Source organism: Methylobacterium sp. C1 (genome assembly GCF_001854385.1).
Lineage (GTDB): Bacteria > Pseudomonadota > Alphaproteobacteria > Rhizobiales > Beijerinckiaceae > Methylobacterium > Methylobacterium radiotolerans.
Map to the genome: position 1 here is coordinate 2,786,654 of NZ_CP017640.1, position 15,553 is coordinate 2,802,206.

17 protein-coding genes are annotated in these 15,553 nt (G+C 73.6%); 6 read left to right on the forward strand and 11 right to left on the reverse strand.

The window, feature by feature from the left end; all coding sequences use genetic code 11:
• The first annotated feature begins 119 nt into the window (after positions 1–119).
• Positions 120–722: a PAS domain-containing protein gene (locus BKE41_RS12910; RefSeq protein ID WP_029360635.1), complete on the forward strand. Its 603-nt coding sequence runs from the start codon at positions 120–122 to the stop codon at positions 720–722.
• Between the two features lie 38 nt (positions 723–760).
• Here the strand turns inward: BKE41_RS12910 and BKE41_RS12915 are convergent, their stop codons facing one another.
• The 3 genes from BKE41_RS12915 to modC form a co-directional block, all read right to left on the reverse strand.
• Complete coding sequence (locus tag BKE41_RS12915) at positions 761–2,401, reverse strand: TadG family pilus assembly protein (protein ID WP_070999506.1); 1,641 nt, start codon at positions 2,399–2,401, stop codon at positions 761–763.
• Positions 2,398–2,838 carry a TadE/TadG family type IV pilus assembly protein gene (locus tag BKE41_RS12920; protein WP_244413241.1) on the reverse strand — a complete coding sequence of 147 codons (441 nt, stop codon included), beginning with the start codon at positions 2,836–2,838 and terminating at the stop codon, positions 2,398–2,400. The genes BKE41_RS12915 and BKE41_RS12920 overlap by 4 nt, the downstream gene beginning before the upstream one ends.
• Before the next feature lie 175 nt (positions 2,839–3,013).
• Positions 3,014–4,117 carry a molybdenum ABC transporter ATP-binding protein gene (gene modC, locus BKE41_RS12925; RefSeq protein ID WP_070999508.1) on the reverse strand — a complete coding sequence of 368 codons (1,104 nt, stop codon included), beginning with the start codon at positions 4,115–4,117 and terminating at the stop codon, positions 3,014–3,016.
• 62 nt (positions 4,118–4,179) lie between these two features.
• On the opposite strand from modC, the gene BKE41_RS12930 reads away from it, so the two are divergent.
• The gene (locus tag BKE41_RS12930; protein WP_043073738.1) at positions 4,180–4,836 is read left to right on the forward strand and encodes a glutathione S-transferase; all 657 of its coding nucleotides are present in this window, start codon (positions 4,180–4,182) and stop codon (positions 4,834–4,836) included.
• A gap of 30 nt (positions 4,837–4,866) precedes the next feature.
• On the opposite strand, the gene modB is transcribed toward BKE41_RS12930, so the two are convergent.
• The 4 genes from modB to BKE41_RS31640 form a co-directional block, all read right to left on the reverse strand.
• On the reverse strand, positions 4,867–5,559 hold the full coding sequence (gene modB, locus BKE41_RS12935) for a molybdate ABC transporter permease subunit (RefSeq protein WP_012319298.1): 693 nt from the start codon (positions 5,557–5,559) through the stop codon (positions 4,867–4,869).
• Positions 5,560–5,574: 15 nt separating this feature from the next.
• Complete coding sequence (gene modA, locus BKE41_RS12940; RefSeq protein ID WP_070999509.1) at positions 5,575–6,390, reverse strand: molybdate ABC transporter substrate-binding protein; 816 nt, start codon at positions 6,388–6,390, stop codon at positions 5,575–5,577.
• 119 nt (positions 6,391–6,509) lie between these two features.
• Complete coding sequence (locus tag BKE41_RS12945) at positions 6,510–6,650, reverse strand: hypothetical protein (protein WP_244633107.1); 141 nt, start codon at positions 6,648–6,650, stop codon at positions 6,510–6,512.
• 214 nt (positions 6,651–6,864) lie between these two features.
• Positions 6,865–7,008 (reverse strand): hypothetical protein, encoded by a 144-nt coding sequence (locus BKE41_RS31640; protein WP_164891278.1) that lies wholly within the window; start codon positions 7,006–7,008, stop codon positions 6,865–6,867.
• 278 nt (positions 7,009–7,286) lie between these two features.
• Between BKE41_RS31640 and BKE41_RS12950 the strand changes: the two genes are divergently transcribed.
• Together BKE41_RS12950 and BKE41_RS12955 are read left to right on the forward strand one after the other, a co-directional pair.
• On the forward strand, positions 7,287–8,207 hold the full coding sequence (locus tag BKE41_RS12950; RefSeq protein WP_024830030.1) for a 50S ribosomal protein L11 methyltransferase: 921 nt from the start codon (positions 7,287–7,289) through the stop codon (positions 8,205–8,207).
• A gap of 50 nt (positions 8,208–8,257) precedes the next feature.
• Positions 8,258–8,446 (forward strand): Rmf/CrpP family protein, encoded by a 189-nt coding sequence (locus tag BKE41_RS12955; RefSeq protein ID WP_070999510.1) that lies wholly within the window; start codon positions 8,258–8,260, stop codon positions 8,444–8,446.
• On the opposite strand, the gene BKE41_RS12960 is transcribed toward BKE41_RS12955, so the two are convergent.
• Positions 8,447–8,701, reverse strand: coding sequence for a hypothetical protein (locus BKE41_RS12960; RefSeq protein ID WP_070999511.1), 255 nt, complete (start codon positions 8,699–8,701; stop codon positions 8,447–8,449).
• A 137-nt stretch (positions 8,702–8,838) separates the two neighbouring features.
• Between BKE41_RS12960 and BKE41_RS12965 the strand changes: the two genes are divergently transcribed.
• Positions 8,839–10,677: an aminopeptidase P family protein gene (locus BKE41_RS12965; RefSeq protein WP_024830028.1), complete on the forward strand. Its 1,839-nt coding sequence runs from the start codon at positions 8,839–8,841 to the stop codon at positions 10,675–10,677.
• Positions 10,678–10,820: 143 nt separating this feature from the next.
• Entirely contained in the window at positions 10,821–12,995 is a 2,175-nt protein-coding gene (locus BKE41_RS12970) for a protein-disulfide reductase DsbD domain-containing protein (protein WP_199825841.1), read from the forward strand.
• 79 nt (positions 12,996–13,074) lie between these two features.
• Here the strand turns inward: BKE41_RS12970 and phoB are convergent, their stop codons facing one another.
• The 3 genes from phoB to pstB all read right to left on the reverse strand — a co-directional run bounded on the left by phoB (position 13,075) and on the right by pstB (position 15,535).
• Positions 13,075–13,770, reverse strand: a complete 696-nt coding sequence (phoB, locus tag BKE41_RS12975) for a phosphate regulon transcriptional regulator PhoB (protein WP_012319307.1) — start codon at positions 13,768–13,770, stop codon at positions 13,075–13,077.
• Positions 13,771–13,891: 121 nt separating this feature from the next.
• Complete coding sequence (gene phoU / locus BKE41_RS12980; protein WP_063110152.1) at positions 13,892–14,611, reverse strand: phosphate signaling complex protein PhoU; 720 nt, start codon at positions 14,609–14,611, stop codon at positions 13,892–13,894.
• Between the two features lie 108 nt (positions 14,612–14,719).
• Positions 14,720–15,535 (reverse strand): phosphate ABC transporter ATP-binding protein PstB, encoded by an 816-nt coding sequence (gene pstB, locus BKE41_RS12985; RefSeq protein ID WP_012319309.1) that lies wholly within the window; start codon positions 15,533–15,535, stop codon positions 14,720–14,722.
• Positions 15,536–15,553: the final 18 nt, after the last annotated feature.

Here is a 15,553-nt window from a genome sequence, read left to right on the forward strand (position 1 = left end):
GGCAATGCCGTCGATACGTGGCGGACCATCGAGTTGAGTTAACTGCTCATTAATTCCATCAGCGGTTGTATGTCTCCGACGAAGGCGGGCATGGTGCGCGCTGCAACCGGAGTTCGCCCATGATTGCCGATGCAATCCAGGGCCCCCGCCCCCGGCCAGTCGATCTCTCGGCCGCCCTCGACGCCTCCGGGATCATCGGCACGTGGTCGTGGTCGCCGCGCGCCGAGCGCTGCGTCCTCGACGCCGGCGCCGCCGAGGTGCTGGCCGGCGATCCCGGACTGGCCGGACGCCCCCTCCCGCTCTCGGTCGCCAAGGCCTGCGTCCATCCCGAGGATCGGCCGGCCGTGGTGCGGCAGTTCAAGGCGGTGCGCGAGCGCGGCGGCCTGTTCGTGGCCGAGTACCGGACGCTGTCGCCCTCGGGTCAGGTCCGCCGGATCCTCGACCGCGGCCGGATCCCGACGGGCGCGTCGAGCCGGCGCCTCGGGCACGGCGTCATCATCGACGTGACCGACGAGCCGTCGGCGGCGCACGCGGCTGCGCACGCGGCGGCCGAGCCCGCGGACCCGCTCGCGCGGGCGGTGGACCGCGCCCTCGAATGCCGCGACGCCCTCGAGGGCGTGGCGGATTCCGAGCTTCAACTCCTCATCGACATGCTGCTGCTGCACCTCGGCCGGCGCATCGCCAAGGCCTCCGCGACCGGCGCGCGCCGCGGCGGCCACTGAGCGGGGCTGCCGCGTCCCGCCGGACCGTCCGGCCCGGCTCACTGCACCAGCACGGCCTGGTTGCAGAGGGTGCCGTCGACGCCGAGATCGGCGTAGCCCAGACGCAGGCCGAGGCTGCGCAGGACGGTGTCGAGCACGAGGTCGATCCCCGGGGTCACAGTGCCCAGCGTCGTCGTCAGGGCCGACTGGAGCAGCGGCGGCACGCCGAGGCCGTCGATGTTCAGCACGAGGTTGCGCAGCAGGCTGCCGGTGAGCGACTGGGTCAAGTTGCCCGAGGCGACCGTGCGCACGGTGTGGTTGGCGATGTCGGCGTCCGAGAACACGAGGGTCTGCGACGCGGTGCCGAGCGTCGCGTGGGCCCGCCCGGAGACGTTGACCAGCGGCAGGGCGATCAGGGAGGCCGGCTGCGACAGGTCGGGGCCCGCGCTGCCCCCCGTGATCGCGGCGCGCGGGATCTGGGCGACGGCCAGCGTCGCCAGTCCGGTCTGCGCGTCGAGGGTGACCTTGCGTCCTCCGGACCCGGCGCAGCTGAGCGACCGCAGGGTCGCCTGCGCCGGTGCGACTTCCGCGTAGACCGGCAGGGAGAGCGTCCCGAGCCCGAGCGGCGCCGTGACGGTGGTCTCGATCAGCAGCCGGGTCTGCGCCGTCTGAACGGTGGCGTTCTGGCTGCCCGGCCGGACCCAGCCCGAGCTGCGCTTGCGCTCGCCGATCGCCAGGGTCAGCCGGGTCGAGAGCAGTCCCGGCACGGTGGCTCCGAGATCGACCGCCACCTGGTTCTGGCCGTTCGCCAGGGAGGCGGCGGCGCCCAGGAGGTTCAGCACGTTGAGGGAGGGGCCGGCGAAGCCCCGGGGCGGCGCCAGCGCGGCGGCGTCGCCGAGCCCGTCCACTTGACCGATCGCGACGAGGTTTCCGGCGTTCGGCAGGGCGTTGAGGATCCCCGACAGGGCCGACGCCGCGCTGCCATTGTCCGACGCGGCGGCCCGGATCGCCATCAGCAGCTGACCGACGCTGGCATTCGCCTGGACGATGTCGGTATAGTTCGCGGCCTGCATGTTGAGGCTCGCCCCGAGCGAGTCCAGGACGCGCAGCCCGTCGACGCGGGCGCTGGCCAGGGCATCGTAGTCGCTGACGCTGAGCGACAGCCTGGCCCCGAGCAAGGCACCGAGCAGGGCGTTGGCGATGCCGCCCTCGAGCCTCAGGGTGCCGGATCCGATCGTGAAGGCCGCGAATTGCGCGCTCGCGGCGGTGCCGGTCACCCGCAGTGGCACCGCCGCGGGCAGGCCGATCGCCCGGCCGAAGGTCACCGGGACCGAGGTCGAGAGGCCGACCCGCACCGCGTTCGCGGGGCTTCCGCCGGCGCTGAACCGGCCGCCCGGAGCGACGCCCCTGGTGCTGGCGTCGTAGCTGCCGGGCGCGACCGTGGCGGTCGCGGCACCGTAGCCGTTGTCGCTGAGCGACCGGCGGGCGACCGTGTCGGCTTGGCTCGGATCGACGGCCGCCAGCATGGCGGCGATGTCCGCCGCCCCTTGCGCCTTGCGCCGCGCCTGGAAGACCAGCCCGAGATCGATCCCGACCGCGCCCGCCCCCATCAGCATGGCGCTGCCGAGCGCCACCAGGATCGCGACGTTGCCGCCGCGCGCGGCCCCGAAGCGCAGCAGGCGCCCGCCCGGGCCGGTCACAGGCCGCCCTTCCGGACGCTGACGCTGCTGCGCAGCACCGTCGGGAGCATCGGCAGCAGGCGCGCGAAGACGTTGATGCCGAGCGTCGAGGCGTCGAGGGTGACGGTGACCGTGTACACCGTCGCGTCGCTGGGATCCGGCCCGACCTGCACGACGACGCTGCCCGGCCGGAACATCGCGCCGGCGCTCAGGCTCCGGTTCACCATGGTCTGGGCGAGGTTCGCGCGCTCGGCATCGGTGACGCCCGCCACGGAGGCGCGGGCCGCCTCGGCGGCGATCTGGCGGAGGTTGTGGGCGGCCCCGAGGCAGATCCCGAACACCGCGATCCCGGCGAAGAGCAGGAACAGCACGGGCGCCACCAGGGCGAACTCCACCGCGGAACTGCCGCGCCGGCAGGTCCAACCGCTCGGCGCGCTCCGCCGACGCAAGCGCCGCATGCCCATCGCATCGCCCTCCGCGACTCGCGCAGCACGACCACTGCACGGCCCATCGTGACGGCGATGTTCTAACTAATGGTTGTTTTGATACTAGACTATGCAACCAAAGCGAGCACAGCACGCCGCGGCCGCGTCTCGCGCGGCCTGCCCGTTGCCGCTGCGCATCGTCGCGGTCTCAGATCGCCCGCGGCGGCCGCAGCAGGCCGATCCCGGCGGGGTCGAAGGACGCGCTCTTGATGATGGCGTGGACCTCGCGTCCCGGCGCGAGGCCGAGGTCGCGGACGGCCGCGCCGGTCACGCGCGCCACGAGACGGGCGCCGTTGCAGTCGATCTCCACCGCCGTCTCGGCACCCGCGGCCGTCAGGCCGCAGATCCGGCCGGCCAGCACGTTGCGCGCGCTGAGGCCGCGGGGAGGCTCGGTGGCGACGAGCACGTCCCGCGCGGGGATGCGGACCCGCAGCCGCGTCCCGGCCGGGCGCGACAGGCCCGGCACCAGCAGGCGCCCGGCGGCGCCCGTCAGGCGCGTGAGCCCGGTGGCGGCGTCGAGGGCCTCGACGACCATGTCGAGGAGCGCGCCGGCCTCGGCCTCGTGGATCGGCACGAGATCGGCGCGGCGCAGGATCGTCTCCGCGGGACCGGCTGCGGCCACCCGCCCGGCCTCCAGCACGATCACCGTGTTGGCGAGCCGGGCCACCTCGGACACGGCGTGGCTGACGTAGAGGATCGGCACGCCGGCCTCGTCGCGCAGGCGCTCGATGTAGGGGAGGATCTCGGCCTTGCGGGCCTCGTCCAGGGCCGCGAGGGGCTCGTCCATCAGCAGGAGGCGCGGCCTCGCCAGCAGCGCGCGACCGATCGCCACCCGCTGGCGCTCGCCGCCCGAGAGTCCCGCGGGCCGCCGGTCGAGGAGATGGTCGATGCCGAGCATGTCGGTCACGGCCGCGAAGGCCGCCGGGTCGGCGCCGCGCCGCGCGAAGACCCGGCCGTAGCCGAGATTGGTCCGGACGCTGAGATGCGGGAACAGCCGCGCGTCCTGGAACACCACGCCGACCTGGCGCCGGTGCGACGGCAGGACCAGGCCGGACGCGGTGTCGACCCACGGGGTGCCGCCGACGACGATCCGGCCCCGGTCCGGCCGCGCGAGGCCGGCGATCAGGTCGATCAGCGTGGTCTTCCCCGAGCCCGAGCGCCCGAACAGGGCGGTCAGCCCCGGCCCGGCCTCGAAGGCGGCCGCGAGCGCGAAGGCGCCGCGCCGGAGCTGGACGTCGACCTGGATGCTCACGCGGACAGACTCGCGTAACAGGAGCCCCGGCGCGTCCCGGCGCCGGCCCGGACTTGCCCGCGATGATCACGGTCCACCACCTCGAGAACAGCCGCTCGCAGCGCGTGCTCTGGCTGCTGGAGGAACTGGAGCTGCCCTACCGCGTGATCCGCTACGCCCGCGATCCGCGGACCCTGCGCGCGCCCCCCGAACTCCTGGCTGTCCACCCGCTGGGCAAGGCGCCGGTGATCACCGACGGCGGGACGGTGGTCGCCGAGACCGGCGCGATCGTCGCCTACCTGACGGATCTCGCCGGCGCGCGGCTGGTGCCCGGACCCGGGACGGAGGAGCGGCGGCGCTACGTCTACTGGTCGCATTACGCCGAGGGCTCGGCGATGCCGCCGCTGCTGCTGAAGCTCGTCTTCGGGCGGCTGGCGCCGGGTAGCCCCTGGCCGCTGCGGCCCCTCGTCCGCCGGATCGCCGACACGGTGCTGCGGGGCTTCGTCGATCCGGACCTGCGCCGGCACGCGGCCTTCTGGGAGGCGGAGCTCGCCGGCCGACCCTATTTCTGCGGCGCCGACTTCACCGCGGCCGACATCCTGATGAGCTTCCCGCTGGAGGCCTTCGCGGCGCGCGGCACGGGCGCGGGCCCGCGCGTCGCGGACTGGCTCGCGCGCATCCACGCCCGGCCGGCCTACCGGCGGGCGCTGCAGCAGGGCGGTCCCTACGCGTATGCCTGAGCGGGCGTCCCGCCCCGGATCGGTCGCCATTCAGCCCGCCCCCAGGCGCCGACCGGCCCGCCGCGCCAGGAATTCCGAGACCAGCAGCGCCGTGACCGACAGCGCGATCGAGATCAGGGTGAGGCGCAGGGCCGGCCCCTCTCCGCCGGGGACCTGCGTCAGCGTGTAGATCGCCGACGGCAGCGTCTGGGTCTCGCCCGGGATGTTCGACACGAACGTGATGGTCGCGCCGAACTCCCCCATCGCCTTGGCGAAGGCCAGCACGGCCCCCGCGAGGCAGCCGGGCAGGCTGAGCGGCAGCGTGATCGTCAGGAACACCGCGAAGGGGTTCGCGCCCAAGGTCCCGGCCGCCTGCTCCAGGCGCCGGTCCACGGCCTCGATCGACAGCCGCATCGCCCGCACCATGAGCGGGAAACCCATCACCGCGCAGGCCAGCGCCGCCCCGGTCCAGCGGAAGGAGAAGACCACGCCGATCTCGGCGAGGGGCGCGCCGAGCGGGCCGCGCCGGCCGAAGGCCAGCAACAGCAGGTAGCCGGTCACGACCGGGGGCAGGATCAGCGGCAGGTGGACCAGCCCGTCCAGCAGGGCGCGGCCGGGAAACCGGCGCCGCGCCAGCAGCCACGCCACGGCGAGCCCGGGCACGAGGCTCGCGAGCGTCGCCACCGTCGCCACCCGCAGGCTCAGGCCGACGGCGGTCCACTCGTCCGGCGTGAGGCCGAGCAAGGGGGCGGCGCGCCGCTACTGGCTGGCGCCGGGCTGCGCGACCACCGTGAAGCCCTGGCGCTCGAAGGAGCCCCGGGCCTCCGGGCCGCGCAGGTAGCCGAGCAGCGTCCCGGCATCCGGGTTGCGCGACTCCCGGGTCACCGCCGCCGGATAGACGATCGGCGGGTGGCTGTCGGCCGGGAAGGTCGCGACCACGTGGACGCTCGGGTCCGCGGCCGCGTCGGTGGCGTAGACGATGCCGAGCGGCGCCTCGCCCCGGGCGACCAGCAGGAGGGCGGCGCGCACGTTCTCGGCTTGGGCGACCTGCCCCTTCACGGCGTCCCAGGCGCCGAGCTTCTCTAGGGCGGCCTTGCCGTACTTGCCGGCGGGAACGGCGTCGATCGTCGCCATCGCCAGCCGCCCGCCGCCGAGTATCCGCGTCAGCGTGGTGCCGAGGTTCGGCGCCAGGGCCACCTGCGGATCCGAGGCGCTGTCCTTCGGCCCCGGGGCGATCAGCACCAGGGCGTTGCGCAGGAGGTCGATCCGCGAGCCGGCCTTCAGCAGCCCGGCCCGGTCGACGTAATCCATCCACGCGAGGTCGGCCGAGATGAACAGGTCCGCCGGCGCTCCCGCCTCGATCTGCTTCGCGAGGGCGTTCGAGCCGGCGTAGGAGATCCGCGCGGTCTTGCCGGTCGCCTTCGTCCAGGCGGCGGCGGCGTCGTCGAGGGCGTTCTTGAGACTCGCGGCCGCGAACACGACGACCGGCGCGTCCGCTCGCGCGGCCCTGTCCGTCGGCGCGAGGGTCAGGGCCGCGAGCGCGCCGGCGACCAGGATCCGTCGGGTCAGGGGCATCGGTGGGAACTCCCGGTCGCGACCCGCTATATACGGCGGGGAACGACGGGGATCATAGGCGCGCGCGGACACTGGGCCAAGGGCCGGCCGCCCCGAGGGGTGGCGCGGCTCCCGTCACGTCAGCCGAGCTCGGCCTCTTGCCGGTCCTTGGGCTCGGCCTCTGCCCGATGCAGGCGGCTCAGCAGGACGAGGAGATGGCCCGGGATGGGCCCGTCCGGTGCGGGGCCGCCGAAGATCCGCTCGCGCGGTCGGGCAGGCACGGCCGCACCGTTGACGACCACGGGCCCGCGGGGGCCGGAACGCCGGGACTTGGTCACGCTGTACGCACCCTGCTCAATCGTGATTCACGTAAAAAGCCGGCAAAAACGCCGCTGTCAGCGGCCGGTTCCGCGGCTGCGGTACATCATTTGGTTAACGCGCGACCATCCTGCCGCATTCCTGGGCACCCGCTCGCGCGAATCTGAGGGCGCGACCTCACCAGGTGCGGATGTCGTGCCGCTCGGTCGGGCGCGTCTCCGGCAGGCCGTTCATGCCGTTCGCGACCAGCACCGCCCAGAGCGTGGCCGCGGCCGTGGTCACGGCCGCGAAGGCGACGCTGATGAGGAGAGGCGCGGTCATGGCGGCACGATCGTCTGTCAAAACCGGCGCGCCGCTCCGGAACGAGCGGCGCGCCCGAGTTGAGGGTCTGGCCTTGGGGAAGCCGAGATTGTTTAAGCACACGCAGTGGCTGTGGACACTGCTTTGGGTCGCGGGAAAGATAAGTATTGGCGCTTGTGACTGTCCGGCAACAACGGGTCGGGCCGCCGGTCCGCTCCGCCGCCCCGCCCCTGCCGGGCCCGTATTTTTTCGCGTCAGCCCCTGGGCTGCGGCCCGGCCCGGCGTTACAGCCGGGCACCATGCTCGAAGGCCTGCCGCCCCACCGCCCGTCCCACGTCCTGCGTCTGCTGACCGACGAACGCTCGGCCCGCGCGATGACCGACCTGCTGGGCGAGATGTTCGATCCCACGGAGACCGCGGTGGCGGCCTTCGAGGACGAGGACGGGCGCACGTGGCGCCTGGAGGCCTATTTCGCGGACGCGCCCGACGAGGACTACATCCGCGCGCTGATCCGCCCGGTCATCGGCGACGCGGCCGACGCGGCGGAATTCCGCACGATCGCGCAGCAGGACTGGGTGCGCGCGTCGCTGGAGGGCCTGAAGCCGGTCCGGGCCGGCCGGTTCCTCGTCCACGGCGCGCACGACCGCGACTCCGTCCGGGGCAATGATCTGGCCATCGAGATCGAGGCCGCCCTCGCCTTCGGCACCGGGCATCACGGGACGACCCTGGGCTGCCTCCGCGCCCTGGTCTCGGAGCTCAAGCGCCGGCGCCCGGTCCACGTCCTCGACGTCGGTACCGGGACCGGGATCCTCGCCTTCGCGGCCGCCAGGGCCCTGCGGCAACCCGTGGTGGCCGGCGACCTCGACGCGGAGGCCGTGCGCACGGCCCGCGAGAACGCCCGCGCCAACGGGCTCGGCCCCTATCTCAAGCTCTACGAGGGGCCCGGGGTCCGCCACCGCCTCGCCGACCGGTCGCGCCATTTCGATCTCGTCTTCGCCAACATCCTGGCCCGGCCCCTCAGGCTCCTCGCGCCGACGCTGGCGCGGGTCGTCGCCACCGAGGGTGTGCTGGTCCTGTCGGGCCTGATCGAGCGCGACGTGCCCGGCGTGCTCTCCGCCTACCGCCTCCAGGGCTTCTCCCTCGTGCGGCGCGGCGTGATCGAGGGGTGGGTCGCCCTTGTCCTGACGCGCGGCGGTGCGGCACCGCGTCCGCGGCGCTGAACCGCGCGGAACCGCCCAGAACTCCGCGCGCGCCGGCGTGTTGTCCGGCCATGAGCCAGACGTCGCTCCACGATCCGCCCGCGGACCCGATCGCCGAGGGCGCCCGCGCCCGGGCGTGGGGCCGTCCCAAGGATGCCTGCCCCTATCCGGCCGATTCGCCCGCGCGCCGAGCGTGGATCGAGGGCTACGACGGCGCGCCCGCGGATCGCGCGCCGGACCTGCCGGTCACGAACGGCTGATCAGCGCGCGGTGCGCAGCCGGCCCGGCCGATCCGGCTCGTCCGCGGTCTCGGCCGGCGCCCCCGCCGTGTCCACCTGTGACACGGGCGCGCCGAGCGCCGCCATCAGCGCGCGCAGGCCGTCGATCCACTCCTCGAGTTCGGCGAGCGAGTCGAAACCGTCGCGGCGGACCACCGTGTCGGGCTCGATCGTCACGACGGCGTCGAAGCGGCCGTCGGGTCTGTCGCTGATCCGGTAGTAAACGCGGCGGGGCATGTCTGAGTAATAAGCGAAAATCCGCGGCGTGATAAGATTGCTAACGATTTTTAAGCACCGCAACCGACCTCCGACCGACTCTTTGTCGTGAGAACAGGGTGTTGCGACGCGGGAGCGGCGGGCGCTAGGCTCCGCGGATGACCGAGACCCGCACGTCCCGACCGCGTCAGCGCTTCCAGAGCTTCGACGACCCGAGCCACCGGAAGGGCGCCGAGCGGATCGAGGCGCTGCGGGCGGCCCTGCGCGAGACCGGGCTCGACGGCTTCGTCGTGCCGCGGGCCGACGAGCACCAGTCCGAATACGTTCCCGCCGACGCCGAACGGCTCGCCTGGCTCACCGGCTTCACCGGCTCGGCCGGGACGGCCGTGATCCTGATGGAGTCGGCGGCGCTGGTCGTCGACGGGCGCTACACCCTGCAGGCGCCCGAGCAGGTCGATACCGGCCTCGTCACGGTGGTACCGCTCGCCGAAACGACGCCGGAGGCCTGGATCGGCGCCAACCTGCGGCGCGATCAGGTGCTCGGCTACGATCCGTGGCTGCACACGCCGGACGGTCTGGCGCGCCTGGAGCGGGCCGTGACCCGCGCCGGCGGCGCGGTGCGGGCGGTGCCGAACCTCGTCGACGCGGTCTGGGCCGGGCGGCCGCGGCCGCCGGCCGGACCGGTGGTGGTCCACCCGGACGCGCTGTGCGGCGAGGCGTCCGCCGACAAGCTCGGCCGGATCCGGGCGGCGCTCGCCGAGGGCGGCTGCGACGCCCTGGTGATCTCCGACCCGCACAATCTCGCCTGGGCCTTCAACCTGCGCGGGGCCGACGTCGGCCACACGCCCCTGGCGCTGGGCTACGCGATCCTTCCGCGCGAGGGGCCGGCCCGGCTGTTCCTCGTCTCGCCGAACGTCGATCCGGCCCTGCGGGCCGCGCTCGCGCCGGTCGCCGAGATCCTGCCGCGGGCGGACCTGGACGACGGGTTGGCGTCCCTGGCGGGCGTGCGCGTCCGCCTCGACGCGTCGACCGGCGCCGTCGCCCTGAAGGAGAAGATCGAGGCCGCCGGCGGCACGGCCGATGTCGGCAAGGACCCGATCACCGGCATGAAGGCGGTCAAGAACGCCGCCGAGATCGCGGGCGCCCGCGCCGCCCATGTCCGGGACGGGGCGAGCGTCGTGCGCTTCCTCGCCTGGCTCGACGGGGCGGCCGCGGCCGGCGGCCTCACCGAGATCGCCGCCGTCGAGGCCCTGGAGGATTTCCGGGCCGCGGGCGGCGACCTGCGCGAGGTCTCCTTCCCCACCATCTCGGGATCCGGACCGAACGGGGCGATCGTCCACTACCGGGTGAGCCGCGCCACCGACCGGACGGTCCGGCCGGGCGAGCTGTTCCTGATCGATTCCGGGGCGCAGTACCCGGACGGGACCACCGACATCACCCGCACGGTCGCGGTCGGCGCGCCGAGCCCCGAGATGCGCGACCGCTTCACGCGCGTGCTGAAGGGGCACGTCGCCATCGCGCGGGCGGTGTTCCCGGTCGGCACGACCGGCGCCCAGATCGACGCCTTCGCGCGGGCGCCGCTCTGGCAGGCCGGTCTCGACTTCGACCACGGCACCGGTCACGGCGTCGGCGCCTTCCTGTCGGTGCACGAGGGGCCGCAGCGGATCGCCAAGACCGGCACGGTGGCGCTGGAGCCCGGCATGATCCTGTCGAACGAGCCGGGCTACTACGCCCGCGGCGCCTACGGCATCCGGATCGAGAACCTCGTCCTGGTCGAGTCCCGCGCGATCGCGGGCGGCGAGCGCCCGATGCTCGGCTTCGAGACGCTGACGCTCGCCCCCTACGACCGCCGGCTGATCCGGCCGGACCTGCTCGAACCCGGGGAGCGGGCCTGGATCGACGCCTACCATGCCCGGGTGCGCGAGACCCTGGCGCCCGGGCTCGACACCGCCGCGCGCGACTGGCTGGAGCGGGCGACGGCGCCGCTGGAGGGGTGAGCCGGCCGCACGGGACCCCGCACGGGACCCCGGACGGGACCCCGGACGCGGTCCATGGTAAGACCCGGCGCCACGGAAACGCCCGCGCCGGGCGAGAGACGCCGCGCGTGAAACCGCGACCGCCCCGCGCGCGAAGGGACAGCATGATCCGCCGCCTCGCCATCCTGATCCTGGCCCTCGCCGCGAGCCTCTCGGCCGCCGCGGCGCAGGGGTTTCCGCAGGGCTTCCGCACGCCCGCGGACCTCGTGCGCGCGAGCCTCGTGGCCGAGCCCGCCGCGGTCGCCGGCGCGCAGCCCTTCACGCTGGCCGTGCGGATGCAGATCAAGCCCGGCTGGCACGTCTACTGGCGCAATCCGGGCGATTCCGGCCTGCCCCCGGAGGTGACCTGGACCCTGCCGGCCGGCTTCAACGCCGGCGCGATCCGGTGGCCGGCGCCGGAGCGCATCCCGATCGCGACCCTCATGAATTACGGCTACGAGGGCGAGGTCACGCTCCTCGTGCCGGTGACGCCGCCGCCGAGCCTCGACCCGGCGGACCCGGTGCGGATCCAGGCGAAACTGACCTATCTCGTCTGCGAGACCGAGTGCGTGCCCGGCTCGGCCGACCTCGCCCTGACCCTGCCCGTGGGCAAGGCCGAGCCGGACCCGGCCAGCGCCGCGCTGTTCGCGCGCGCGCGCGCCGCGCTGCCCGTGCCGGCGCTCTGGCCCCTGCGCCTGTCGAGCCAGGGCGACACCCTGCGCCTCGATTTCGCCGCGACCGGTCTCAAGCCCGAGGCGCTCCGCAACGCCGCGTACTTCCCCTACGCCGAGACCGCGATCGACAACGCCGCCGCCCAGGTGATGACCGTCGACGAGACCGGCCTGCACCTGACCCTCGCGCGGAGCAGCCCGACCGATCCGGTGCCCACCGCGCTGCCCGGCGTCCTGACGGTCGACGAGGTCGACGCCGCCGGGACCCGCCGGCTCGCCTTCGCGTACGGGGACGAGCCGGTGCTCCCGGCCGCCGCGGCGCAGGCCCCGACCGCGCCGAACCCGGCCTCGACCGCGCCGGCAACCTCCGACTTCGACGCGCTGACCCTCGCGACCGCCGCGGCCTTCGCCTTCCTCGGCGGCCTGATCCTCAACCTGATGCCCTGCGTCTTCCCGGTCCTGTCGATCAAGGTCCTGAGCCTCGTGCGGCACGCGGGCGAGGGGCCGGCCCGGCTGCGGCTCCACGGCCTCGCCTACACGGCCGGCGTCCTGGCGAGCTTCCTGGCGCTCGCCGCCGCGCTGATCGGCCTGAAGAGCGGCGGGGCCGCGATCGGCTGGGGGTTCCAGCTCCAATCGCCCGCCGTGGTCGCGGGGCTCGCCTACCTGCTGTTCGCGATGGGCCTGAGCCTCTCCGGCGCGGTCCATGTCGGCGGGCGGCTCGCCGGCCTCGGCGACGGCCTCACCCGGCGCGCCGGCCTGAGCGGCTCGTTCTTCACGGGCGTGCTCGCCACCCTGGTGGCGACGCCCTGCACGGCGCCGTTCATGGGCTCGGCGGTGGGCTTCGCGCTGACCCAGAGCGCCGGCGTGGCGCTCGCCGTCTTCGCCAGCCTCGGCCTCGGCCTCGCCCTGCCCTTCCTGCTCCTGACCCTCTGGCCGCCGGCCCTGCGGGCACTGCCGCGGCCGGGCGCCTGGATGGAGACCCTCAAGCAGGTGCTGGCCTTCCCGGTCTACGCCACCGTCGCGTGGCTGATCTGGGTGCTGGCGCAGCAGGTCGACCCGCGCGGGCAGCTGGCGGCGCTGATCGGCCTCGTGCTCGTGGGCTTCGCCGCCTGGGCCTGGGAGCACGGCCGCGCCGCCGCGCCGCGGACGGGTCGGATCGCGCAGGCCGCCGCGGCGCTGGCGCTGATCGCGGTCGCCTCCCTCGCCGTCACCCTGCCCCGGAGCAGCGCCGCGCCGGCGGCGCAGGCCGCCGCCGACGGGGTCGAGCCGTTCACGCAGGCGCGCCTCGACGCCCTTCTCGACGCGCACCGCCCCGTCTTCGTCGACATGACCGCCGCCTGGTGCATCACCTGCGCGGTCAACGAGGCGACCTCGCTCAACACCAGGGCGGTGCGGTCCGCGATGGCCGAGCGCGGCGTGACCTACATGAAGGGCGACTGGACCAACCAGAACCCCGAGATCACCCGCCTCCTGGAGAAGCACGGGCGCAGCGGCGTCCCGCTCTACCTGCTCTACACCGGGACGGGGGAGCCCCAGGTGCTCCCGCAGATCCTGACCGAGGGGACGGTCCTGGCGGCGCTGGAGGCGGTGCCGGCCGCCGCGGGACGGAGCGCGGCGCTGGCGCGCTGAACCCGTCCGCGGTCCCCGGCGCCTGAGCAGAGACGGCGCGCCGGAGCGATCTGTCGCTCCGACGCGCCTTGGGGCCGCCTCAGGCCTCGAGCGAGAAGGTCTCGTCGAAGGCGTAGCCCGAGCCGCGGACCGTGCGGATCGGGTCGGCCTGGCGCGGGCCGTTCAGCGCCTTGCGCAGCCGCCCGACATGCACGTCCACCGTGCGCTCGTCGATGTAGACGTCGTGGCCCCAGACCCCGTCGAGGAGCTGCTCGCGGGAGAAGACCCGGCCCGGCGCCAGCATCAGGAATTCCAGCAGCCGGAACTCTGTCGGGCCCAGATGCAGCTCCTCGCCGCCGCGACGGACGCGGTGGCCGGTGCGGTCGAGCTCCAAATCGCCCGCCGCCAGCCGGTCCGAGACGTGGGCGGGCTTGGCCCGGCGCAGCAGCGCGCGGATCCGGGCGAGCAGTTCCGGCACCGAGAACGGCTTGACGATGTAGTCGTCGGCGCCCGTGCCGAGACCGCGGACGCGGTCGCCCTCCTCGCCCCGGGCGGTGAGCATGATCACCGGCAGGCGCTCGGTCTCCCGGCGCGCCCGGATCCGGCGGCACAGCTCGATCCCGGAGAGGCCGGGCAGCATCCAGTCGAGCAGGACGAGGTCCGGGATCCGCTCCGCCAGGAGCAGCTCGGCGTCGTCGCCGCGCGCCGCCGAATCCACCAGGAAGCCCTCGGCCTCCAGGTTGTAGCGCAGCAGCGTGGTCAGCGCCTCCTCGTCCTCGACGATCAGGACTTGCATGCTCACGTTCGACGACTCGTTCTACCGGCGGTCCCGCGGATGGTGCAGGAGGCGCCGCCCGGCCTCAACCTGCACGGTTACTGGCCCCGGCCATGCCCGCAGGAAGGCCGGGGTCGGGGGCTCACGGCGCCTGGAGTCCGTCCACCGTCGCGTAGTTCGACGCGTCGTTCTTCGGCCGGTCGCCCGCCAGGGTCTCGCCCGTGGCGAGGTAGTGGATCGTCTCGGCGATGTTGGTGGTGTGGTCGCCGATGCGCTCGACGTTCTTGGCGCAGAACAGCAGGTGCGTGCAGAACGAGATGTTGCGCGGGTCCTCCATCATGTAGGTCAGGAGCTCGCGGAACAGGGAATTGTACAGGGCGTCGATCTCACCGTCGCGCTCCCAGACGTCGTGGGCCGCCTGGACGTCGCGGCTCCCGTAGGCGTCGAGCACGTCCTTCAGCTGACCCTCGGCGAGGTCGCTCATGTGGCGCACGCCGAGCACGATCTTCTGGGCCGGCGCCTGGTCGGAGATCGCCACCACGCGCTTGGCGACGTTCTTGGCGAGGTCGCCGATCCGCTCCAGATCGCCGGAGACGCGGATCGCCGAGATGGTCTCGCGCAGGTCGATCGCCAGCGGCTGGCGCCGGGCGATCAGCAGCACGGCGCGCTCCTCGATGTCCCGCTGCAGCGCGTCGAGGCGCTTGTCGGCGAGGATCACCGCCTGGGCGAGCGTGTCGTCCCGGCGCACGAGGGCGTCGGTCGCCTCCGCGGTCATCTTCTCGGCGACGCCGCCCATCTCCGAGATCGAGCGACGCAGGTTCTCCAGGTCGGTGTCGTAGGAGGTGACGATATGGCCGGGCATGGCGGATCCTTCGATGGGGTCCCGGGGACGGCCCTCCGGGAGGTTTGCGGATCCGCCGACGCGCCGGAGACGCGAGCGGCGGTCCCGGGACCGGAGCGGCCCGGCAGACTAGCCGAAGCGGCCGGTGATGTAGTCCTGCGTGCGGCGCTCCGTCGGGTTCATGAACATCCGGTTGGTCGGACCGAACTCGACGAGCTGCCCCAGATACATGAAGGCGGTGAACTGCGAGATGCGCGCCGCCTGCTGCATGTTGTGGGTGACGATCACGATGGTGAACTCGTCGCGCAGCTGCTCGATCAGCTCCTCGATGCGGCCGGTGGAGATCGGGTCGAGGGCCGAGGTCGGCTCGTCGAACAGGATCACCTCCGGACGCTGCGCCACCGTCCGGGCGATGCACAGGCGCTGCTGCTGGCCGCCCGACAGGCCGGTCCCCGGCTGCCGGAGCTTGTCCTTCACCTCGTCCCAGAGGGCGGCCTTGCGCAGGGATTCCTCGATCCGGCCGTCGAGCTCGGATTTCGGCAGCTTCTCGTAGAGGCGCAGGCCGAAGGCCACGTTGTCGTAGATCGACATCGGGAACGGCGTCGGCTTCTGGAACACCATGCCGATGCGCGAGCGCAGCTCGTTCAGGTCGACGGAGGGGCTGAGGATGTTCTCGCCGTCGAGCAGGATCTCGCCCTCCGCGCGCTGCTCCGGGTAGAGGCTGTAGATCCGGTTGAAGCAGCGCAGCAGGGTGGACTTGCCGCAGCCGGAGGGGCCGATCAGCGCCGTCACCTGCCGGTCGTGGAAGTTGAGGTTGACGTCCTTCAGCCCGTGGAAGCTGCCGTAGTAGAAGTTCAGGTCCTTGACGGCGATCCGCACGGGGCCGCCCTCTTCGGCGCGGTTGCGGTTCAGCTCGACCGTCGGGATCGCGGAGGCGGCGTTCATCGTCGTGTCCTCGAAAGG